This window comes from Cyclobacterium sp. 10D3-21, from assembly GCF_055809755.1.
Window position 1 is genome coordinate 3,493,878 of sequence record NZ_CM147924.1, and the last position, 23,224, is coordinate 3,517,101.

The 23,224-nt window shown below is 39.5% G+C and carries 20 protein-coding genes and 1 riboswitch; of the genes, 10 read left to right on the top strand and 10 right to left on the bottom strand.

Features of this window, described 5'->3' with window-relative positions; genetic code table 11:
- Positions 1–114: 114 nt before the first annotated feature.
- Both AC0L7T_RS13950 and AC0L7T_RS13955 read right to left on the bottom strand, forming a co-directional pair.
- Positions 115–315: a HigA family addiction module antitoxin gene (locus AC0L7T_RS13950; RefSeq protein WP_473343271.1), complete on the bottom strand. Its 201-nt coding sequence runs from the start codon at positions 313–315 to the stop codon at positions 115–117.
- Between the two features lie 387 nt (positions 316–702).
- Entirely contained in the window at positions 703–954 is a 252-nt protein-coding gene (locus AC0L7T_RS13955; protein WP_473343272.1) for a type II toxin-antitoxin system Phd/YefM family antitoxin, read from the bottom strand.
- Positions 955–1,500: 546 nt separating this feature from the next.
- Positions 1,501–1,604, top strand: a riboswitch (SAM riboswitch).
- Between the two features lie 241 nt (positions 1,605–1,845).
- Between AC0L7T_RS13955 and AC0L7T_RS13960 the strand changes: the two genes are divergently transcribed.
- On the top strand, positions 1,846–2,370 hold the full coding sequence (locus tag AC0L7T_RS13960; protein WP_473343273.1) for an OsmC family protein: 525 nt from the start codon (positions 1,846–1,848) through the stop codon (positions 2,368–2,370).
- 230 nt (positions 2,371–2,600) lie between these two features.
- Here the strand turns inward: AC0L7T_RS13960 and AC0L7T_RS13965 are convergent, their stop codons facing one another.
- Complete coding sequence (locus AC0L7T_RS13965) at positions 2,601–3,740, bottom strand: DUF4221 family protein (protein ID WP_473343274.1); 1,140 nt, start codon at positions 3,738–3,740, stop codon at positions 2,601–2,603.
- Positions 3,741–4,667: 927 nt separating this feature from the next.
- Positions 4,668–4,910, bottom strand: coding sequence for a ribbon-helix-helix domain-containing protein (locus AC0L7T_RS13970; RefSeq protein WP_473343275.1), 243 nt, complete (start codon positions 4,908–4,910; stop codon positions 4,668–4,670).
- A 593-nt stretch (positions 4,911–5,503) separates the two neighbouring features.
- On the opposite strand from AC0L7T_RS13970, the gene AC0L7T_RS13975 reads away from it, so the two are divergent.
- Positions 5,504–5,749: a hypothetical protein gene (locus AC0L7T_RS13975; protein WP_473343276.1), complete on the top strand. Its 246-nt coding sequence runs from the start codon at positions 5,504–5,506 to the stop codon at positions 5,747–5,749.
- Here the strand turns inward: AC0L7T_RS13975 and AC0L7T_RS13980 are convergent.
- The 6 genes from AC0L7T_RS13980 to AC0L7T_RS14005 all read right to left on the bottom strand — a co-directional run bounded on the left by AC0L7T_RS13980 (position 5,729) and on the right by AC0L7T_RS14005 (position 14,680).
- Complete coding sequence (locus AC0L7T_RS13980; RefSeq protein ID WP_473343277.1) at positions 5,729–6,754, bottom strand: S1C family serine protease; 1,026 nt, start codon at positions 6,752–6,754, stop codon at positions 5,729–5,731. The genes AC0L7T_RS13975 and AC0L7T_RS13980 overlap by 21 nt on opposite strands.
- 91 nt (positions 6,755–6,845) lie before the next feature.
- Positions 6,846–7,700 (bottom strand): DUF6268 family outer membrane beta-barrel protein, encoded by an 855-nt coding sequence (locus AC0L7T_RS13985; RefSeq protein WP_473343278.1) that lies wholly within the window; start codon positions 7,698–7,700, stop codon positions 6,846–6,848.
- A gap of 74 nt (positions 7,701–7,774) precedes the next feature.
- Positions 7,775–10,855, bottom strand: coding sequence for an efflux RND transporter permease subunit (locus tag AC0L7T_RS13990; protein WP_473343279.1), 3,081 nt, complete (start codon positions 10,853–10,855; stop codon positions 7,775–7,777).
- Between the two features lies 1 nt (position 10,856).
- A complete protein-coding gene (locus tag AC0L7T_RS13995; protein WP_473343280.1) occupies positions 10,857–11,951 on the bottom strand; it encodes an efflux RND transporter periplasmic adaptor subunit in 1,095 nt (364 codons plus the stop codon).
- Complete coding sequence (locus AC0L7T_RS14000; protein WP_473343281.1) at positions 11,951–14,299, bottom strand: TolC family protein; 2,349 nt, start codon at positions 14,297–14,299, stop codon at positions 11,951–11,953. Before AC0L7T_RS14000 ends, AC0L7T_RS13995 begins: the two co-directional genes overlap by 1 nt.
- Positions 14,300–14,323: 24 nt before the next feature.
- The gene (locus AC0L7T_RS14005; RefSeq protein WP_473343282.1) at positions 14,324–14,680 is read right to left on the bottom strand and encodes a hypothetical protein; all 357 of its coding nucleotides are present in this window, start codon (positions 14,678–14,680) and stop codon (positions 14,324–14,326) included.
- A 205-nt stretch (positions 14,681–14,885) separates the two neighbouring features.
- Here AC0L7T_RS14005 and AC0L7T_RS14010 point away from each other — a divergent pair, with 205 nt between their 5' ends.
- The 8 genes from AC0L7T_RS14010 (at position 14,886) to AC0L7T_RS14045 (ending at position 23,224) form a co-directional block, all read left to right on the top strand.
- A complete protein-coding gene (locus AC0L7T_RS14010; protein ID WP_473343283.1) occupies positions 14,886–15,932 on the top strand; it encodes a sensor histidine kinase in 1,047 nt (348 codons plus the stop codon).
- Positions 15,929–16,657, top strand: coding sequence for a LytR/AlgR family response regulator transcription factor (locus AC0L7T_RS14015; RefSeq protein WP_473343284.1), 729 nt, complete (start codon positions 15,929–15,931; stop codon positions 16,655–16,657). Before AC0L7T_RS14010 ends, AC0L7T_RS14015 begins: the two co-directional genes overlap by 4 nt.
- Before the next feature lie 906 nt (positions 16,658–17,563).
- Positions 17,564–18,151, top strand: a complete 588-nt coding sequence (locus AC0L7T_RS14020; RefSeq protein ID WP_473343285.1) for a TetR/AcrR family transcriptional regulator — start codon at positions 17,564–17,566, stop codon at positions 18,149–18,151.
- A gap of 35 nt (positions 18,152–18,186) precedes the next feature.
- Positions 18,187–19,281, top strand: a complete 1,095-nt coding sequence (locus AC0L7T_RS14025; protein WP_473343286.1) for a hypothetical protein — start codon at positions 18,187–18,189, stop codon at positions 19,279–19,281.
- A 10-nt stretch (positions 19,282–19,291) separates the two neighbouring features.
- Entirely contained in the window at positions 19,292–19,999 is a 708-nt protein-coding gene (locus AC0L7T_RS14030) for an ABC transporter ATP-binding protein (RefSeq protein ID WP_473343287.1), read from the top strand.
- Positions 19,996–21,153, top strand: a complete 1,158-nt coding sequence (locus AC0L7T_RS14035) for an ABC transporter permease (protein WP_473343288.1) — start codon at positions 19,996–19,998, stop codon at positions 21,151–21,153. The genes AC0L7T_RS14030 and AC0L7T_RS14035 overlap by 4 nt, the downstream gene beginning before the upstream one ends.
- The gene (locus tag AC0L7T_RS14040) at positions 21,150–22,424 is read left to right on the top strand and encodes an ABC transporter permease (protein ID WP_473343289.1); all 1,275 of its coding nucleotides are present in this window, start codon (positions 21,150–21,152) and stop codon (positions 22,422–22,424) included. Before AC0L7T_RS14035 ends, AC0L7T_RS14040 begins: the two co-directional genes overlap by 4 nt.
- A gap of 62 nt (positions 22,425–22,486) precedes the next feature.
- Complete coding sequence (locus AC0L7T_RS14045; RefSeq protein ID WP_473343290.1) at positions 22,487–23,224, top strand: outer membrane lipoprotein-sorting protein; 738 nt, start codon at positions 22,487–22,489, stop codon at positions 23,222–23,224.

Genomic DNA, 23,224 nt, shown 5'->3' on the forward strand with positions numbered 1-23,224 from the left:
TTGTACGGGTTTATTGAAATGGCATATTATATCATTCCGTCATTCCAAAGAAACCCGATAGCGGTAAAAGACATTGTAATCCAGTTCGGTTTTTATAGTCTCATCTCAAAAATTCTAAGCTTTTTCAAACCTTTTCAATTTTGGATTGTTTCGCTCGAATTCTTTGATGGCCAGCGCCATGTCATATTTGTGCTGCATTTTAGTCCACATTTCCGCGCTTCCACCAAATACGGTCTGAATTCGGAGCGCGATATTGGGTGAGATGCCGCTTTTTTCATTAACAATTTTTGATACTGTGAGCCTGGAAACTTGCAAGAGCTCAGCGACTTCACCAAGTTTAAGGTGATTTGGTTTAACCCGGATTATGTAATAGGATTCGTGATGAGTGTTGTAATCGCAAGAAAATCAGGCTGTTTGGAATTTTAGCATAGCACCGCTATGGTGAAATTGAAAACAGCAACGAAGTGGCTGATTTTGAAGCGATTTCAGCACGTAATAGACTGTCTATTGCATATTTCGGGTTTAATTACCTCCTCGAAAAAAAATCTTCCTGGGTGAATGTATGTTGTAATATCTCTTTCCATTTCATTTAAATTTTAATGATAATCTTCTAAGTCCAAATCGTATGCGGCCCCAGTTTGATTGTTGTAGTTGAATGTAATACGCCAATTAACTGAAATCTCAAGGGACCAATCTCAAATATCATAGGCCAAGAACTTTCTTCAAATGATCATCTGTTAACTTAGTAGTTTTTCCCTCATTGTAGGACTGAATACTTTTTGCCAAACGTTCTTGAATAACTGGATCGTCAAAAAACCTATCATTTCTTATGTTGTTGGAGATTTCATACACTTTGTTTTTTCCTCTCTGTATGATAACTCGCTCATTTTTGTCTATTAAATCCAGGTATTTTTTTAGGTTTTGACGAAATTCTCTAGTGCTTACTACAACCATGTAATTAGAAATTTGTGTACACAATAAGTTACACAAATTTAATTTGAAAAGTTTAAAGTTTATCACCGAAATAAGATTGATCCTCATGTAATTGACTTTTTTAAATCCCCATGCTTACCCCATAATTCCAACGAAACCCGATAGCGGTAAAAGGCAATGTAATCCAATTTCGGTATTGATTTCTCTTTTTTCATGCGCGAAGTTAAATCCCTCCTAACTTTGGTCGGTACAGGCTCCGCCCTTTTAATTTAAGGGGAGTGGCTGAAAATGAGATTTAGGTGGATTATAAGATGGTTTGGATTATAATTCAATTACCCATTTGCTAAGGAAGGCATAACCACCACCAACGCCTTCTTTTCTAAAATCAAACTCAGGTTACCAAAGAAGATTTTGACCTGCAGAATAGGCCTAATCATTATTAAAAACATGGCTTTTCTTTTTCCAAAAGTCCTTTTAGTAAAAGACACCAAAATAGTTTTGTTTTAAAAAATCTATGCCTAAGTTTGTCTCTCAATCATGTCAAAGGCATTTCAAAATAGACGCCTTGATTTATAAAGAAGTAGCGAGAGACTGGCTCTATGACCTACTGGCAACCTTCATCAAATGAAAAGGTGCCAATTCCAGACTCTTAAATAAGAGGACTATAAAAAGACAACATGAAGACAAATCACAACCCCATTATTTGCACCTTTTCAAAGGAACTTTTTCGCCACAAGACGATTCATTTGTGTTGCTGTTTGCTGCACAATAGGGATAAGTCTATGCCTGGCCCCATGTAAATTTCATTTTCAAATTTCCGATACTAATACGATTCAGTCTGTTGAGTGATTGCTTCAGCATCACCCTATATCACCCTATTTATTATTTATTAACTTTTAAATTATACAATACATGTCAGAATTAGTACAGCGAACATTCCAAGGAATTATTGAAGCTACCAAAAAAGATGCAAGCCTAACAAAAGGAGTATTTAGAGTTACTTCCGAAATGGATGAGCATGTCCGCGTAAAAAATACGGCAAGAAATTTTGAATTTATCGCAGATGAGCCAGAAGCTTTGGCGGGAACAAATTTAGGCCCCAATCCTGTAGAGTATTTATTGGCTTCTCTAGGCTCATGCCAAGTGATTACCTATCAAGTTGTCGCTTCCCTAAAAGGAATTCAGTTAAACAATGTCAAGGTAGAAACCAAAGGGAATATAGACTGGAGGGGATTTCTGGGAATAGTCGAAAATGTCCGTCCTGGATACCATAAAATAGAAGTGGAAACGATTATTGATTCTGACGAAAGTCCTGAAAGGATACAGGAACTTATTAAAGAGGTAGAGGCGCGTTGCCCTGTATTGGACAACCTGGTAAATACTGTAAAAGTAGAAAGCAAAATCTCTATTGTCAATGAGAAAAACCCGGTTGTCTAAATTCAGCAGCCATTAACCAAGCAATTGTATCCGGTGATGGGAGGAAAACAGCGAGCTTTTTTGATTCAATTTGAAAAGCGCTGCAGCCCTGGCCCGGATATGATTTTTTAATTTAGGGATTAGGAGAGGGTAAGATGTGGGAAAGGGTGTTGCTTTTTTCTACAACAAAATTGAAAAGGTCTTTAAATGCTTTTTCAATCGAGTGGTGCTTCTTTTCTGACTATATAGGTCTAAAACTTAAAATCAATCACCGCAAAACCCAATTCATCTTCGACATTGACATAGGACCAAAGCTTGCCGCCTTTCCAAAAATAGCTTCCCGGAGCTTGTTTTAAGCCTTCAATTTTGGTTTCGCCCAAAACATTGAAGTCTTGGTCATAAGCGAAAAGAAAAACCTCATAAGTAGATGGATCTTCTCGTTTTTCACCCAAAAATGTTTTTTTACCCAGTCGTAAAAACATTTCTCTGCTCTCATCCCAGCGCGGCTCCATGTAATTCAAATGCTCGAAAACCTTTTTTCGATCTTCATTAAATTCTGCTTGTTCTACAGGAGAATTATTTACAGAGAATGTCATACGGTTAGGAAAGTTTTTGTGCTGAATATCAATAAATTCGAAGCTGTTTTTCATTAGGTCTAACCGATAAACCGCGCTCATAGCACCCACTGTAAGCAAAAGTTGTTGATTTTCGATATACATTTGGTTGTCGACCCAAAAAAAGTCTATCATCCCATCTACGACCAAAGTCCCCGTAAATTCCATTACAGCTTTCATTTCAGGTATTGGTTCAATTTGATGTTCCTTGGTTATCGGATCGATAATAAATAAAAGGTGCTTCCTATTTTCCTGACTTGGTGGTTGGGAATAGATTCGATTGTTCTCAAAATCATAAACAGCCTTATCATACAGCTGTTGCACATTATTGGCTAGATCAGGCTCAATTCCTTCCGGCACCACATTTAGACTTTTGAGCAGTTGGCCACTGCCATTAAATATTCCCTGTGTAGTATAGCCGTTGATAAATAAATCCCCATTTGGTCCCGACTGAAACCTAACATAATTAGAACCTACTCCATTAGGCCCTTCCTCTTGAAATGGTGTCTTACTAACTAACTTGAGCTTATTCAAATCCACTTCCACTAAATTCAGTGGGCTATTTTCAAAAAACAACAATTTGCTTTTGTCTTGATTAAGGGCTTTAGTTCCTAGTCCTGAGCTTAAGATGAAAATATCCTCTCCCGAATCTACCAGTACTGTATCCACAGTGAAGGTCAGCTTTTCTAAAATATTTCCTGATTGGGCTTTTTCAGAAGATTCCTTACCGCAGGAATAGAGAAGGGGAATCAAAAGGAGGTAGAATATATTTTTCATAGTTTTAAAATTAAATGCATTCGAAGGAAAACCCAATTCAAACTCGGACTTCTTGGATGCGGTTGCCTTTTGGTAATCAGATAATTCGGAATAAATAATCCTTCTTTAATTCAAGTCTTTTTTGTTCAATTGCTCGCCTGGGATACCTGTCTGTGAGATAGAGGTCCAAAAAGGCCTCGGCCCATATAGCGTCCAAAAACGCCAATTCGATCCCAACACTTGAAGGGGCAATTCTCTACTTTTTTCTCGAGGTCTACAGAAATGGAATACAAGTTTTATAAAATCAGGTACCTGGTACTTTACCCAATTTCTCTTGAGATTATCGTAAGGTCAAGACCGGTACAAATATATAATAAATCTTTAGTTTTCATTAAAACATGACTAAGTATTTAATATTTAAACTTGTGATTTAATTAATTTTACTTTTATTCAGTATTGACAATACAATAATAGGATAGTGTATGACCCGATTTAAAACCGAGATGACTTTAAGAAAACTTTAGGGATAGAAGGAAATGTCCTTAATAAACCAGCCCAGAAAGAATGTAATATATATATATATTGATACAATCCTGGCAAAATCCTAACCAATGACTTCGAGTTAAACGACTAAACTTTTATCTAAGGAACTTGCCTAATCGTATAGTGATTGAATAACCTAAAAGGGATAAAACCCTGTCAATAAGGGACGTAAGGCTATAGAATAAGGAAGGTGTTGCGCTTATTTGTAACTTGGTGGAAAGTAAAAATAAAAACCCTTCTAACTAGGAAGGGCAAGGGCATTATTTTTTTATTTTGAGGTATTGTACGGATAATATTTTAGAAGTCAAATTAATTTTATGGTCATCGGATATAGGGTACATCAAGACAATTAAAGATTTCTTGAAATTTCTTCTGCTGATTTACTGTTCAGAGAAATTCTTTTCTTTAACCTTCCTTCCTCTTATTTTTGGCTTCCACGAGTATTTCAGCCATGGACTTACAGCATAGCCCACTTTCCTCACCTTTGAGAAGTACTTTTCTTAACCAATTTCGTTCCTCTTCTTGCCTTTTTTGCTTTCGAATAAGGTCATTGATCAAAGCAATTTTACTTGAAAATCCATTGTCCTGAACCATTTCTTTCCTCCAGCGATCATTCGGCTCCTCTTCTGAAACAATTTGTTTAGGCATATTGTATATAATCTAAGTACAAAATTACATCAAATTAGTAATAAAACAATACCGACAGCTTAACTTTTCCAATTATTTTTATTTAAACGGTATCAATTGTCGAAACCTCATAAATGAAAAAAACAACAGCTCCCAAACGGAATAAGTGAGGTAAAAAATTAAAATAAACAATCCTTTAGTTTAATATTACATAAAAATGAACGTGTAAACAACCGGTTTATAGTATTTTATTAATTGTTATCTAAAGTGATTTTGAGCTCTTTTTATCACCTACTTTCCGATACAGAAAGTTCTTTCTTTTGATTATCAATTAGTTAGAAGTCTTAGGATACAAATGAGGTACAAGCGAACTCCTATTTTTGACTATTTTTCTTTGTTTTTGCTTCGATTTGGTCGATTTCAGTCGTTTTTTGTCACAATATATGAAATCTGTGTTTTTGGCTAAAATCAGGGTACTTGATTACCCTTTAATGATAGCCAAGATTATCTAATTCAAGCTGTCTTTTTCCTTCCTTTTCCCAAACGGACCCAAACTAGGAACCCATAAAAATCAACTTCGAAATATTGCACTACCCTCCATACCTCGATGTGAAATGAAAAGCTTCGATCAGGCAAACGAACGCTTTGAAAAAGCAGTGAGGAAGTTTCAGGAAAACCTGCAGTACCTGGCTCGTCAGGGCAAGGTCAGCGATAGATTCCTGAATATGCAAAGCCACATTGTGAAAGCACTAATTAACTACCAACACGAAGTAATGAATACGCTGAATGTCTCAGACATTCATTTAAATGTCAATCTCAATAGCTATGCAATAGGATATTTACTCATCAGTAAAGCTTAACATCACTTCCAGCACCTCTCCAGCTCTTAAAATCTTGAGTTTGAAGGAACTTCTTTCTTCATCATTCATCAAAAAAATGGATTTGAAAAACGCTATGATATTTTGCTCGGAGACAATGGGGATATCATTTACTTCTAAAATAATATCTCCTCCGATGCTGATTTCTTCCTCACCCATTCGAAATGGTACATTTCCGCCATGTAGATTAGCCATGAAAGCCGGAGACAAAGCGACCACACTTTGAATTAATATACCACCCGGTTGAGGAACATTTAACAATCTAGCCAATTCTCGGTCTACTAGCACCCCATTTATCCCTGTCCACCTTCTTTTATTGCTGTCTACAACTAATTGTTTGGTCACATTGATCGTGGCTGCAAAACCAATTCCGTCAAACCCACCAGACTCGCTAACTATAGAGCTCACAAGACCGATAACCTCTCCTTTTATATTGAACATGGGTCCTCCGGAATTCCCGTGATTAATAGCCGCGTCTGTCTGAAAAAATTCAGCAAAGGTAAATCCTTCCATTCGTGTCTTTTCGATACTCTTTCCGCTTACTATTCCTTTAGAAAGTGAATATTCTAAGCCAAATGGTGCTCCGATTACAAACACATCATCCCCAACATCAGTAAGATCCGAGTCTCCCAATTTTGCAACAGGATAATGATTCTCGTAATAGACCAACTTAATGAGTGCTACATCAGCTACAGTTGCCAATCGTACAACTTTTGCTGGAAACTTCTTCCCGTCATGAAAGACCACAGTTATATGTTCGGCACTATTTACCACATGAGCTGCTGTGAGGATCTCACCCTGATTAGAAATAAGTACACCAGATCCTTGTGATCCCATATAGTTAACATGGCCATCGGGGTTCTCTACCTCTTCCTTAGTTTGAATGACAACCACACTTGGGCTTACTTTTTTGTAAAGATCACTCAATGATTGGCCGCTTAATAAATCTGGTATTGCAATGATTGCTGCAAAAATTAAATGTTTCATTTGTATGTAATTTGTTTTTTAACGGTCACATGGAATTCGCGATAAACTTAATCATCCCTCGTTGGTATGTTTAGGGACTCGAAGTTTATGCTCATTTCATGATCTTTTTATCTTTTTTAGGTGGCACAATGACAATTCCGAATTGGAAGAATGGTCTATTCGCTATATCATAGTTTTCATAGTCTAACAGATCATCTTGAAGCCCCACCCTTCGTGCTACGGTGATACCACCTGAGGCCTCTAGCTGGATAAAACTTCCAATACGATAGTTTATGGTGGGGCCTACGATCACCCGAGTATAGGATAACTTATCAACCTGTTTGATTTCATTAAGAGAATTTACTCTTGAATAATTGGCGTTATAGCGCGAACCACTTACGGCCATCTGTAGCCCTACTGTGAATTTTTCAAAATAGTAATCATAAGTAATATGGCGTGGCAAGAGTATTTCAAACTTGGCATTGTCCGATCTGAATGTTAATTGTAATGTTGGGATCAACCTAGGTAATCCATAGCTAGATGTGAGCGCAATACCACCACCATACGCAAAGTGGTCAGTCTTTTCGTTTACAAAATGTAAAGTGCCATTAAGCAGAAAATCATCTCCTTCGAGTGCTGTGTTAAATGTAGATGATAATGTAGGATTAAGTGATACCAGTACCCTCCATTTATGCTCCAATTGATGTATCGCTGTAAAACGATAACCTATAACATGCAGTTGCTGCCCTTCCAAACCCAAATTAAGGTCATTGTCTAAGAAAGGAGTTGCCAGTCTGTACTGGAGACCATTGATCAAAATGGTCTTCTCATTTTTGAGCGTTTTAGGAAGATTTACAAAGAAATTGTATTCATTAACTTCCACGCTCTGATTCAGTGGCGAGTCCAACACTTCAGCATTTGAAAATCTAGTATAGCTGAGTCCTGCGAGTTGAAGATCCTGTGACATAACAGTCGAACCATTAAGTAGGAGCAATCCACATATTGCGTACAATATTGGTTTATAAAAGTGTTTCAGAATATTCATTTTGGTAGGTATACTTTATAAAATAATCGATAGAGCACCGGAACCAATACCAGCGTAATCACCGTGGCAAAAAGCAATCCGAAGATGATGCCTATTGCGAGAGGCTCCCACATGTCACCACCACCCAGCCATAAGGGAATTAGACCCAAAGAAGTAGTAAAGGTGGTGAGTAGAATGGGGCGAAACCGTTCGTGTGCAGCAGCCAATATTGCATTGTATTGCGTTCTTTTATGCTCATCTAGTTCCAATTGAATCCGGTCAAGGAGTACGATGGCATTATTAATCACAATTCCTGATAGTGAAATGATACCCAGGAATCCGGTGAAGCTCAAATTGGTTCCAGTGATCAGCAAACCACCCACCACACCAATGATTCCAAAAGGAATGGCAAGCAGTACAATACTACTTTTTCGCAATGAGTTAAATTGCATGACAAGAAGCAGGATGATGATGAAAAATGAAATAGGCAGTTTAGCCATGACCGCACCCATTGCATCACCGCTTGCTTCGGACTCTCCTCCAAGTTCAAAAACATATTCATTGCCCCATTTGTTTCTTTGCTCGTTGAGCCACATTAGCATTTCGTCAGTGACCTCAGCTGCAGTATATCCTGCCTGTAGCTGAGACTCTACCGTTATGGTTTTGTTGAGGTCTCGTCTAATAATTTTTGCTAATTGCCAATCTACACTGATGTCTGCTACCTGAGCCATCGGTACAGTCTTACCTGTTCGTTGGCTATAGATGCTTAGTCCTTCCAGGTCTTCATACGCTACCTCAAGGCTACCTTCCGTTCTCATCGCTATAGGAATATTGTCTTCTTCTTCACGGTACTCACCTACTGTATATCCAGACAAAGTCGTGTAAGAAGATAGTGCAACATCCTGATTGGTCAATCCATTGTAACTAAGTTTGGATGGATTGATATCGACATTAACTTTCTTAATTTTCGGACCCCAGTCGTCATCCACATTGCTAGTCCCGACTATGGTTCGTAGTTGGTTTTTCGTTTCACCAGCAATCCGGGTTAGCTTTTCTGCATCAGGGCCACTAATTCGGACCTGAATAGGGACGCTGGCTCCTCCGCCACTGGTAAGTCTTTTCACTGTAACCTTGGCATCTGGCAGATGATTAAAAGCAAATGAATTAATCCGGTCAATGACCATCTGATTGTCTTCACCAGATGATGTATTGACTAAAAGGTGTGCATAATTGGTCTGTTTTTGGTCGGGCTGATAGCCGAGATCATAGGACTTAGGGCCTTCACCAATGAAAGAAGACCAATTCCTCACACCACCAAGTCTTTCGTTGTTGATAAGCAGACTGTCCGATATAAACCTTTCTATTCGGGAGACTTGTGCATCGGTCGTTCCCAAACTTGTGCCAGTAGGTAATATGAGGTCAACGGTCACCAGATTACGCTCACTGTCAGGCATAAACACAAAGCCCAGTTTACCCATACCGATCAGCGAAAGTACCAGACATCCAAAAACTACAGATAAAATCAAAACGGGTTTAGCCAATGACCAGACGATAATTTGTTTGTAATATCTATTGAGGATGTCGAAGAAACCGGTCTTTTGACTACTGCTATTCTGCTTGACTTTAATAAATACAATGGCCAACATAGGCACAATAGTTAACGCCATAAGCCAGGAGGAGAGCAACGTAATGGTGATCACCGAAAATAGTGGGCCCATGATCTCGCCCATAATGGAGTCGGCAATAAAAAAAGACAGGAATGCAGCAGAAGTAGTCAACGAACTGGTCAATAAGGGAATCATAAGCTCTTTGCTGGAAGCGATTGCAGCATCTAGCGCATTATCTCCTCTTTCCATTTTCACCATCATCGATTCGGCCATGACGATGGCATTATCCACCAACATACCTAATGCCATAATGAGGGCGGCCAGTGAAACCTGGTTGAGGCCAATGTTAAAAACACCCATTAAAAACAGTGACATCATTATAGCAGCAGGGATCAGGCTCGCTACTACAACCCCTGTTCTAAGTCCAAGGAATACCAACATAACGGCCAATACAATGACCACACTTTGAATGAGGTTAGAGATAAAATCGCTGACACTTTTAGAGACTGCATGATCCTGGGATGCAATCCTTTTAGCAGTAATTCCAATAGGAAGGGTCTGGTTGAAACTGGCCAGTAGTTGGTCGACCTCCTCGCCTAATTGCACAATGTTGGCTCCATCCTTTAACGAAATATGCAAGCCAATGGCCGGTTGGCCGCTCATCCTTACAATGGTTTCCCTAGGGGAGATGTAGCCTTCATAGACATTAGCTATGTCCTTCAAATAAACGGATTCCCCTTGATATCCAACCGGAATGATCATGTTCTGAATGTCCTCTATCGTTTCAAAATTTCCAGAAGGCTCCAGAATGACGCGCTCATCTTCGAAGCTGATCTGACCTGCAGGAATAATAATGTTCGTGCTCGTAATAGCATTCTTTAACTCATTGGCTGATAGTTCAATTTTTGCCAGCTCGGCATCATTGTAATCAATGTATACCCTGCGCTCCAACACACCTGTTAGTTCTACTTTGGCGGCATCTCTTAACCGGATCAACTCATTTCTCAATTGATCCGCATACTTCTTCAGCTCTTTGGGTTCATATCCGTCATTTTCCAGACCGATCGCAATGCCATAAGTAATCCCCAAATCCTCATCTTTTAAATCCGGGCCTTTGGTAATCCCCGAAGGCATTACTACATTATCAATTTTTCTTCTCAGGCGATCCCAAATGGGTCTGAGCTCCGACTTGTCAATGCTCTCTTTCAGGGCAACTTTGACAATAGAAATGCCAGTTCTCGATTCGCTTTCGATATAATCTACTTCTGGAATCTCCTGTACAACTTTCTCCAATGGGTCAGTGACCAAAAGCTCCATTCTTTCCGGGCTTGCCCCGGGAAAAACGGTAACAATCCTTGCCATCCGAATCGTAAATGGAGGCATGCTGTCCCTAGGTAATGACGCATATCCTGTGATCCCAAGAATGACGATGATCCCCAGTAACAAATAAGTAACACGATTATTCTTGATCGCAAAAGCAGTAAGATTCATTTCATTCTTGGGTTAAAAGTGAGACCTTCATTCCATCATATAGGGTCCTTAGACCAGCCACAGCTACGATTTGATTCAGAGCCAAACCTGACCTCACGATAAAGCCTTCTGAAGTGAGCCTACCGATTTCTATCGCCTTTTTTTTCACTTCATAGACTTCATTATTTATGAGACTTAGGGCATAAACAAATTGTCCGCTTTCGTCTTCGCTAACAGCCTTGACGGGGACGATCAATTGCTTTTGCTGATTCTCATTGCCAAAAGTGAACGTAACCTCAACCGGCATACCTGGCCGTAATTCATCTGTAGTGTTGGCAAGTGAAGTAATCACTGGATAGGTGCCACCGGAAGAAGTATATCCTACTTCTGTGATGACTCCATCAAATTCACTTGATAGCGTAGGTATCCTAATTTTGGTAGGACTTCCCTGCTTTATCTGACTAATGTACTTTTCAGGGACTCCAGCTTGTGCTTCTATATCGCTGGCGTCTTCATTACTCATCGTGAGAACAATATGGCCAGGACTAACTACTTCGTTAGCTTCCACATGTACAGAAGAAACAATGCCGGACATAGGGGCAGTAATGGTGGTGTAAGAAACCTGTGACCGTTGCAGATCCAAACGTTTCAGCGAGATTTCATAGGAACTTTGAGCACTGGATAGCGTACTCTTTGCCTTCTCATAATCACTTAATGAGGCATTATTGGTTTGATAAAGTTGTTTGACGCGTTCGAAGCTAGATGAGGCCGTTTCCATCTGTATTTTTGTGTTCGTTACATCTGCTTGAGCCTGCTGCAGGGCAAGTAGAACATCTGTTTGGTCTAATTGGGCAAGTAGCTGATTCTTTCTTATTCGCTGACCTACGCCCACATTCAGCCTAGTAATTAGGCCTCCCGTTCGAAAACTTAGTTTCGTTTCCGAACCAGATTGCGTGATCCCGTTAAAGGCGCGTGGTGTTAAGCCTCCAAACGATTCTACCACTCCATACTTGATGGGTTTGACTAATTCTTTCTTTTCTTCCTCATTTGAATTCCCGCATCCTGAGAGAAGGATTAGGACAATGAGAACCATGTATAAATATTTTACTCGTTGCATCAGTTTTGATTATTTAAGTATTGTTGAAATCGGTTATTGAAATGCTGAAGCTGATCTTCAGGCATCAGCATGATAAATGAGCCCACGTTGAATTCTAATTGAAGATGAGCCTGGATATACTGATAGATGGAAAAAGCAGCCGCTAATCTGGCTTCCAATGCCCTTTGCTGAGCATCTATCAGTTGGGTAATCGTTACCTGACCTTGTTTGTAATTTTCCTGAACCAGATCAAAGTTTTCAAGAGCGCTCTCTGACGCAGATTTGCTATATCGAATATTTGTATTTGCACGCAACAAATCAAGTACGTTGGCTCTCACACCCAGCTCCAGATTCTGATCTAGAAGTGTTTGTGAATGATCCAATTGATCTAACTTGATTTTGGATTGCTGGATAGCTGCCTTTCTGCCAAAGCCATCAAAAACTGAGAAAGAAAGCGAGAGCCCAACAAACCAGGAATTGTCTTGCAGTTGGGTAACACCTAGGGCCATGGCCTGTGCATCCAATACGGAACCAGCCCCACCTCTCGTCAAGACCTGGGAAGTATGGGCCTGTAGGGCTATAGTAGGCATGTAAAGTAATCGTTGATTCTGAGTAAGCTGACGATTAGCTGCGTTCATGTTTTCCAATAATGCCTTTTTATTGGGGTTTTGAAGTTGACTTTCTGCCACTAAAAAATCTGAAACAATGCGTAGACTTTCTGGAGTTTTTACTGCCTCAGCTATAGGTCCTTGACTAAACGTTTTAAAGAGTTCATCTTCTAGCGAAATATCCTCTACCTCAAACGTTGATTCCAAAGTATTCGCTAGCAAGGTGTTCAATTGAAGTTTAGCAGTTAACAGTGTTGTTTGAGCTTCGATTACAGACTGACTGGCAATCGCCAACTCAGATTCCCATCGGTAGAGGTCAGTGTTGTTTGAGGCCCCCAGGTTTACTCTAATAGCTGCCAACTCCTTGTTTTTTCGTGTGTTCGAAAGGTTCTCTCGCTGTATCTGCACGTTAGTCTTGGCAGACAATACATTTAAATAAGCTGTATAGGTATCAAACAGCACCCTCAAAACTTCAGCCTCCGTATTGAACTCTTGGGCTTTTTCCAGGTATTTGGCAATCTTGATAGAAGCTACAGCTTGTTCGGAGTAGATCAACTGGGTAAAGGTGAGACCTGCGGTCAATGATTGCTCTGGCGTATTGAATGTTGCGTTAGCCCGCTCCTCATTGATCTGAGAAGCTGTAAGATTTGACTCTAGCGATGGCAATACGTTTGATCTTGCAGATTTGACACGCACCTTACTAAGCGCTACATCCTGATAACTGATTTGAACGTTAAGGTTCTCTTCTAGGGATTTTTCGGCAATTTCTTCAAATGAATAGGTTTTGACTGTTCCGTCATTATTTCCAATAAGGGTAGCTGTGAAAAGTGCATCAAAAGGAATAGAGCGCTGGATTTTTTGTGCCGTAGCCATATTGATATGCAGACTCTCTTTAGTGTCCAGCATCACGGGCATGGATGAGAGATCCGAACCTGAGACAATTCCATCAATCGCAATAGCTAGTTTTCTAATGGTTTGCTGCAGATCGTTTTCATTAGCCATCGACCCAAGCACACCATAATCCATCAGTCTGGCATTGCCAGAGAACGTTGCGATTTTTTGCTTATTGAGTTGATCGATCAGCCATCGGATCTGCGTTTCGGTTTGGTGCAAGAGTAGAGTGAAATAGGCCGCATCTACTTCTGTAGGCACCTGATTGATGACCTGATCCATGTTGGAACCAACAGGGATAATAGATACTTCAGCATTTAACTTTTTAGAAAGAGAATCAATGAGATTCTTGGCTTTTTGCGCACTGACTGTAGATGCGGCTTTCTCATCCACAAAAACTACCACGCTTTTGAAATCATGAATCTTATGAAAAGCTTCTAATTCTCTATCTAAATCGCGTGTTTGCCAGATATAAGTGAAATTCGGCTTTCCTGAGGTTCCGTTTATATAGGGGATTTCTTGCAAATTAGGATCGATTATCCCCAAAGCAACAACAGGTATTGGAAGATTGCTTATCAATGACATCCCCTTCGTACTCACGCTTCCTAAGGCAATGACGAGATCAACCTGATCATCAAATTGGTGATAAGCGTGTTGCGCGGACTTAATATCGGAAACACTAAAGATCGTAGCTCCCAAACTGACTTCTCTTGATGTACCTGTAGTCTGATCGATTTCCTGAATTATCTGGTTAATGATTGATTCCAGATTAGGGGATTTCTCAAAATCTGAAATCACACCAACTTTAAATTGTTGTGCAAATACAGGCGTAATGCATACGAGCAGGATTAAACTTATTACAAACTTCATAACTTAGATGTTTGGAGCGTTTAATTATTTGATTTTCGTCCATTCGAGATCTGCAGATACGAATCGGGCAGTTACCTCAAGGAGAAGTTTATTCCCTTCCACCTGACATGCTACGTCCAGGAGCCTTCCTCTCTTCTTAGAATATATTTTCCCAACCCATTTGCCGTTTTTATATTCAAGATTGAGTACTTCGATTTCTGTATTTCTCTCTCCCTCTGCGTTGATGGGGTTTCCTATGTACCTGTCATCTACTTTGTAGATTTCTACTTTCGCTTCTTGCGTCTCCCAAGTGGCAATGATTTCATCTTGATTATTTTGAGCAAAAAGGTGAGTTGATAGGATGCATAAAGCAATTGCAAATAGTGTTTTGATCTTTTTCATGTTTGTTTGATTTTTGATTTCAATGCGAAACTATTTCTACTACCAATCACCATGAAAAAGGATTTATGAACCACGAGAATAAATGAACCAAAAGGCTATTGTGTTGAACAAAGCCTTTCAATTAGCCAAATCAATCTTTCATGCGACAAAATCATAGTTTCATTTATTTAATTATATTTCCTTAAAAACTGAGTATATTATTGCAATGATGAGTAAAGCATTATCTAAGACAGAACGTTTCCTCAAAGTAGGACCTAACCTGTTGTGGTTCGGTATGCACGTTGCTATCAGTTTGGTACTGATCTTTCAGCGAAGTGGGGCAGAAACCATTTACTATTTGGTTACTTATGTCTTTTTTGGCACGCTGATTATTTGGTTTTTTGGATATAAGATATTTCCACAATACTTATCTAGTGAGGGGAAAGTTGACAGAAGATTGGGTATTCTGATTGGTGTCAATATGCTGATTGTTGTTAGCGGAATATATGCACACACTTTTATGGCCGAAGCACTAGATTTGACAGAAGTAAGAGAAGATTATGCTCCCAAATCAGTCAGAATAATTTTATGGGTATTGATGGTTTTTCTGGGAATCATTTATATGGCCAGCATTCGTGTGGCACGTATATATTATCTCAACGCTGTTCAAAAGATTGAGCATAAAGCTCAAAGAGTTGAGGCAGAACTAAAGTTGTTAAAAAGCCAGATTAGCCCACACTTCCTTTTTAATACGCTCAACAATATTTATGGGCTCGCCTATCTAAGGGATGAGCGAGCTGCTGAAATGATTTCAAAGCTCTCCAAGCTACTGCGCTATTTGCTGTATGATTGTGATCAGGAGAAAGTGCTTTTATCGAAAGAAAAGGAGCTGATTGAACATTATTTAAGTATTCAGATGCTTAAGCATGAAGATTCTATGAACATAGATTTCTACTATGCTGGTATCAACAACAGCCATAGAATTGCACCAATGATCCTTATTAATTTTATTGAGAACTGTTTTAAACACTCTGATCTGGAAGGCAACCCGCAGGGATGGATAAAAATCAGTCTGGAAGTAGATAGTGGTGAACTTAATTTTCGAACAGAAAATACAATTAAGGAAGAAATGGAGGGTTCTACAATGAACCGTAAAGGAATTGGGCTTACAAATTCGTTAAAATTACTTGAAGCTAATTATTCCAGGAAACACAAAATTGACATATCTCGTGAAGATAACATGTATCTGCTGGACCTAAAGATTACATTATGAAAATGAAGTGTCTTATAGTCGATGATGAAAATATTGCCCGGAAAATTCTTTCGGATTATGTGAGTAAAGTTCCTGAATTGGAATTGGTGGCTGCTTGTAGTTCAGCGCTCCAAGCACTCAATCATATTAAAAATGATAACATTGATGTTCTGTTTCTTGATATTCAAATGCCTGATCTAACTGGCCTTGATTTTCTAAAAATTTTACCTAACAAACCTGCCACTATTCTTACCACCGCCTATTCTGAATACGCAGTTCAGAGTTATGAATTGGATGTGGCAGACTATTTATTAAAACCCATAGATTTCGACCGATTTTACAAGGCTGTTGCCAAAGTAATCTCTGCAAAAGACTCTAAAGTTGATAATCTCCTAAAGCCCACCTCTTCGCAGCAAACTGATAAACTATTCATCAAAGCTGATAACAAGATCATTAAGGTCTCATTTAATGACATAATTGTAATTAATGGTGATGGTCCTTATGTGAAAATTATCACGAAAGATGGACGAAAAATCATGTCGCTACAGTCGATGAGTAAGCTAGTCCAAATACTTCCATCCAATTTTTTCAGAGTTCACCGATCACACATTGTGAACATAGACCATATTGATAGTATTGATGGTAATATGGTTAAGTTAAGCAGCGATCATACTGCCATACTGAGCAAGAACAAGCGAGACGAATTCCTTAAGCTGATTGATCAGCTCAATTTGTTGGGAGATTGAATCTGAATTTTCTCTCAGTTCCCGTATAGCCGCCATGCTCAAGCAATCCTCATTCCTTTATTATCCAACCCTAAGTCAGGTATGCGCTCGGCAGCTTCTTTTCTTCGTTGATCAATCACTTTAGCATAAATCTGTGTGGTCTTTAGGCTCTTATGATTGAGGAGCTTAGAAACTGTATAGATATCTGTACCGAGCTACTGGTGAAGACGGATGAATTTAACGAAAACCGAGAGCCCCAAGGGTGTGAAATCTATGTAGCCACGGGTGTTTAGCCCGTGGTTAAAACGATGTTTATACCATGATTTTGGCGATATTGTTGCCATTTATTTGCAACAATAATGACAAAATCTCTATTGAGTTACACATCAAAACCTTTTTTATCCGGCAATAAAATTTCCATTTTCCTTCCCAATTTTCCTTAAATTCTCCAAGGTGGTGAAGCCCCGTGAATTTAACGAAAGGCAAGAGCTCCAAGGGGGTGAAATCTATGTAGCCACGGGTGTTTAGCCCGTGGTTAAAATGACGTTTATACCATGATTTTGGCGATATTGTTGCCATTTTTTCTGCAACAATAATGACAAAATCTCTATTGAGTTACACATCAAAACCTTTTTTATCCGGCAATAAAATTTCCATTTTCCTTCCCAATTTTCCTTAAATTCTCCAAGGTGGTGAAGCCCCGTGAATTTAACGAAAGGCAAGAGCCCCAAGGGGGTGAAATCTATGTAGCCACGGGTGTTTAGCCCGTGGTTAAAATGACGTTTATACTATGATTTTGGCGTTATTGTTGCCATTTTTTCTGCAACAATAATGACAAAATCTTAACCTACTTCATTTAAATATTTGTTACTAAATTTGATTAATGTTACTAAAATCGTAAATTGGCATAAAATAAGTAACATAAATTTGACAAAGAGAACCAAAAGTCAATTGGCCATTTTAAAGGCTGCCAAAGATTGTTTCTGGAAATATGGGATCAATAAGGTCACTGTAGAAGAAATATGCGAAAAAGCAGGCGTAAGCAAAATGACGTATTATAGAAGTTTTGCCAATAAGAAAGTAGTTGCGATAATGGTTTTGAAGGAGGTAATTGGCAGCAGTGAGCAATTATACGATAACATAATGGCAAAGAAAATCGATTTCCCTCAAAAGATGAAAGAAGTGGTTTTGTTAGAACATGAATTTTCCCGTGGCATAAGTCAGGAATTTATCACTGACATAATGAACAATGAGGAAGGGGAATTACAACAACTGATCGTTGAAGCCAACAAAAATGGGCAGAATAAATTTATTGAACACCTGAAAGTAGCTCAGAAGGAGGGATGGGTAAGGAAGGACCTGCATTTTCCTTTCTTGATTTACATGATGAATGACATCAACAATAAGCTAAGAGATGAAAAACTAATTGCCATGTATGAGACCACAGAGGATTTGATAATGGAAATGGTGAATTTCTTTTTTTATGGCATTGTATCTCCTGAAAAACTAAAATGAGGCCCTTTGTACTCATATTGCTTTTAAGTTGCTATTTGATACAAGAATCCTTGGCCCAAAAGGACCTTTTTCATGGTCAAGCTTCTTTAGTAAGTAGTTATAGCCCTAAAAATGACCTTCCTATTTTCTTTGGTGCCCGTTATATTCCTGAATTAAGGATCAATACTTCTATTGATTCGGTCAAAAACATTGACATAGTTGCCTCAGCAAATATTTCCAGCACCGTCCTCTTTTCAAATTTCAATACAGGTGAGTCCGATTTTAATGTCAACCCTTACAGGCTTTGGATAAGGTACAGTTCAAGCCAGTTTGAGCTTAGATTGGGATTACAGAAGATCGATTTTGGATCGGCAGCCATTTTACGCCCACTCCAATGGTTCAATCAGATAGATCCCAGAGATCCGCTTCAGTTGACCAATGGTGTTTATGGCATTATGGGAAGGTACACCTTTTTGAACAATGCCAATATTAGACTTTGGGGCCTTTATGGCAATAAAATGGCACGGGGATTTGACGTGGTCCCTACCAATAAAGCTATTCCGGAATTTGGCGGTAGAATTCAAAACCCTGTTCCCAAAGGTGAGTTGGCATTTTCCTATCATCATCGGACCGCCAGTTCAGTAACCATTGACCAGGTCAATGGTTTTAACAAAATTCCTGAAAACAGATTTGGCTTAGATGGGAAATGGGATTTAGGCGTAGGCCTATGGTTTGAAGCTGTTTACGTTCATAGAGAAAAGCAAGTAGAAAACCTGACCAACCAAACCTTACTAAATATAGGGGTTGATTATACCTTCCCCGTAGGCACGGGCCTAAATACTGTTTTGGAACACATGCAAATTAATTTTGACGAGGATAATTTAGCCATAAACAATGCCATGCATGTAACTGCAACTACCCTAATGTATCCGTTGAGCTTTTTTGATAACTTCACCACTGTCATGTATTATGATTGGAGTACTGCCAATACCAGCTTCTTTCTAAATTATTCTCATCAATTCAAAAAATTAACCGGATACGTTATGGGGTATTACAATCCTGAATCCATACAACAAGGAATTCAACAAAACGAATTTGTCAACCAATTTAAAGGCCCGGGTTTACGGCTAATGTTGGTCTACAACCACTAATTGAAACATTATGGAAAAAATTATTTCATTGTCACATGTAACCAAGAAATTTGAAGTAGGAGATGGTTATTTTACTGCCTTGAATGATGTCTCTTTGACTTTTAAAGCTGGTGAATTTGCAGGGTTTGTGGGACCTAGTGGTTCCGGAAAAACAACCCTGTTGAATATCATCGGGTCTTTGGACAGTCCTACGGAAGGGGAAGCGATGGTCATGGGTAAGGACATTGCCAAACTTAGTCACAAGGAATCTGCTAAATTACGAAATTTCCACATTGGATTTATATTTCAGGTTTTCAACCTTTTACCTGTCTATACGGTTTTCGAAAATGTAGAATTTGCTTTGCTCCTTCAAGACATTCCTAAAGACGAAAGAAAGAAGGCCGTTATGGAAGCACTGGAATGGGTAGGCTTAGAAAGCATGGCCAATAAAAGGCCAGACAAATTGTCTGGAGGGGAAGGCCAAAGGGTGGCCATAGCAAGGGCCATGGTAAAACGCCCAAAGCTATTGTTGGCTGATGAACCAACCGCTAACCTGGACTCTGCCAATGCGCATGCGATATTGAAAACCATGAAAACGCTGAACAAGGAATTGGGAACAACTTTCCTATTTTCTACCCATGACGAAAAAGTCATGGCTTATCTGGACCGAACCATTTCTTTAAAGGATGGGAAAGTGGTGTCTGATGTGAAGAACATAGACCAAGAGGTACAAGCATGAAATTGGCCTTTACACTAGCCTACAAAAACCTTATAGGAGCTGGTTTGAGAACCTGGCTAAATGTAGGTATTTTGGCCTTCGCCTTTATTCTCATCATCTTCTATAATGGCTTGTTGGATGGGTGGAATCAGCAGGCCAGGCTAGAGACCATCAATTGGGAAATTGGATATGGAGAATTGAGGGTAAACAATTACGATCCTTATGATCCGTTTTCCATTCAAGATGCCCATAAGCTATACAAGCCAGAGGAATTTCCCCTATTGACGCCTATATTAATCAGACAGGCATCCATCTATCCACAGGGTAGGATGCTTTCAATTGCCTTAAAAGGAATACCAGTGGATCAAAGCCAGTTGGAACTACCTACTATTTATCTAAGCTCGAAAATGGAATCCATCCCGGCAATCATAGGAAAGCGCATGGCAGATGCAGCCAAATTAAAAGAGGGGGAGGAAGTGCTATTGCGCTGGAGAGACAAGAATGGAACATTTGATGCAATGAACATAACCATAGTCAAAATTTTCGACTCGGATGTAGGCAACATTGATTCAGGGCAAATATGGATAAGCCTTGAACAGCTTCAGGCCATGACAGGACTTAAAGAAGAGGCTACTTATTTCGTTGCAAATGAAGAATATTCCCACCAAAAATTAAATGGGTGGACTTTTGTAAACCAGGAAACTTTGCTTCAAAACATTAATGAAATCATTGCATCCAAAAAGATTTCAGGGTCTATCATGTACCTTATGCTATTGGCCATCGCTTTATTGGCCATTTTTGATACCCAGGTATTGTCCGTTTTTCGCAGGCAAAAAGAAATCGGTACTTATGTCGCTATGGGAATGACCCCAGGTCAGGTAGTGGTTTTATTTACTATGGAAGGAAGCATGTATAGTTTCTTGGCCATGCTGGTAGGAGGGCTTGTTGGCTTGCCTATTTTCGCTTATTTGGCCATAAATGGAATTTCATTTCCTGATGTGACCCAAGGAATGGGCGTAACCATGGCTTCAAGGATTTTTCCTGTATTCGGTATTCAACTTATCCTGGGCACGATGCTGTTGGTGATTGTCTCGGCAACGGTAGTCAGCTTTTTGCCGGCCAAAAAAATAGCAAATATGAATCCAGTTGAGGCTTTAAAAGGAAAATTACAATGATAAAGTTTTTATTTAAAGGAATTATCAGGGACAAAATCAGGAGTATGCTCCCTATCATTGTCATCTCACTTGGCGTATCACTCACGATAGTCCTGAGTGGTTTTCTCAGTGGTGCCATGACAGATATGGTAGATCAAAATGCCAAATTTGAAACGGGTCATGTAAAAATTATGTCAAGGGCCTATGCAGAGAATAAAGACCAGCTCCCCAATGACCTGGCCTTACTCGGGGTAGATAGCCTTATGGCTGATCTTCAGACAAATTATCCTGATTTGCAATGGGTCAAAAGAATTCGATTTGGAGGACTTCTGGATGCCCCCGATGGGAATGGAGAATCAAAAGGACAGGGACCCGCAGCCGGTATAGCTATCAATCTTCTGAATGCATCAAGCGGTGAGGTGGACCGAATGAATATCACCAATTCGATTGTATCTGGAAGTCTCCCAAAAAATTCAAAAGAAGCGCTTATTGGGGATGAATTTGCCAGCAAACTAAACCTCAAAATAGGGGAGGAAGTGACCTACTTTGGCACTACCATGTATGGCAGCATGACTTTCCAAAACTTTACCATAAGTGGTACCATTCGTTTCGGTGTGGCTGCAATGGATAAAGGGGCAATTCTTTTGGATATTACTGCGGCGCAAGAAATGCTGGACATGGAGGATGGGTGCGGAGAAATCCTTGGTTTCTTCAATAATGGGGTCTACGATGACAAGGCTGCTATGGCCTTGGAAACAGCCTTTAACCAAAGATTTGAAGACAATCCCGACGAATATGCCCCGGAAATGTTTACCCTCCGGGCACAAAATAACCTGGGTGATCTCCTGGATTATGCCAACAATATGTCAACTATTTTTGTGATCATCTTTGTGGGGGCCATGTCAGTGGTTTTATGGAATACAGGCTTAATCGGGGGACTAAGGCGTTACCAGGAATTTGGTATTCGCCTGGCGCTAGGAGAGTCGAAAGGTAGGATTTATCGGTCCCTGGTATTGGAAGCCACGCTGATCGGAATTATAGGGTCGCTGGTAGGTACTAGTTTAGGACTTATTGGGGCATTTTATTTGCAAAACTATGGCATCAACATAGAAGGCATGGTAGACAATTCTTCCATGATGATGCCTACTGAAATGCGAGCCAAAGTAACTCCTAACCTCTATTATATTGGTTTTATACCTGGTGTTTTTGCCATGGTTTTTGGCAATATGCTCTCCGGAATAGGAATTTATAAAAGGGAAACTGCCAGTTTGTTCAAGGAGTTAGAGGTTTAAATTAATGAGGCCCGGAATTCAAATTGAAATTGCTTGCTGATTCAAATTAAAAATTTATACCAATGAAAAAACAATTGATTATAGCCTGCCTGTTGTCCATATGGACCTTTCAGGCCAATGCTCAGGATGCCAAGGCCATTCTGGAAAAGGTGGATAAAAACATGGTCTCTAAAACAGAGATCACCGAATCTGAGATGGTCATCAGAGGCAAAAGAAACGTTCAAACCATAGGGTCAAAATCCTATACCGAAGGCAATAAAAAATCCTTTACAGAATACCTCTATCCAGAACGAGAAAGAGGTACAAAAATGTTAAAATTAGAAGATCGCTTGTGGATCTATTCTCCTTCTACAGACCGCACCATTCAACTCTCAGGGCACATGCTTCGCCAATCGGTTATGGGTTCAGACTTGTCTTATGAAGACATGATGGAAGATAGGAAACTTTCAGAAATCTATAATGGTACCGTACTGGGAGAAGAAACCATAGAGGGTAGGGAAGTCTGGGTTTTGGAATTAATTGCCTCGGTAGAAAATGTAAGTTACCATAAACGAAAAATATGGATAGATCAGGAGCGATACATCCCCCTTAAGGAGGAATTGTTTGCCAAAAGCGGGCAATTATTGAAGAGAACCGTAATGTCTGAAATAGAACAAATTGACGGTCGCTGGTATCCGAAAAAAATCAATTTTAAAGATGTTTTAAAATCCGGAGAAGGGACGGATTTCATCCTCAAAAAAATTCAGTTTAATCCTCCCATTCCAGATTATATATTCACAAAAGCCTCCTTAAAAAAATAA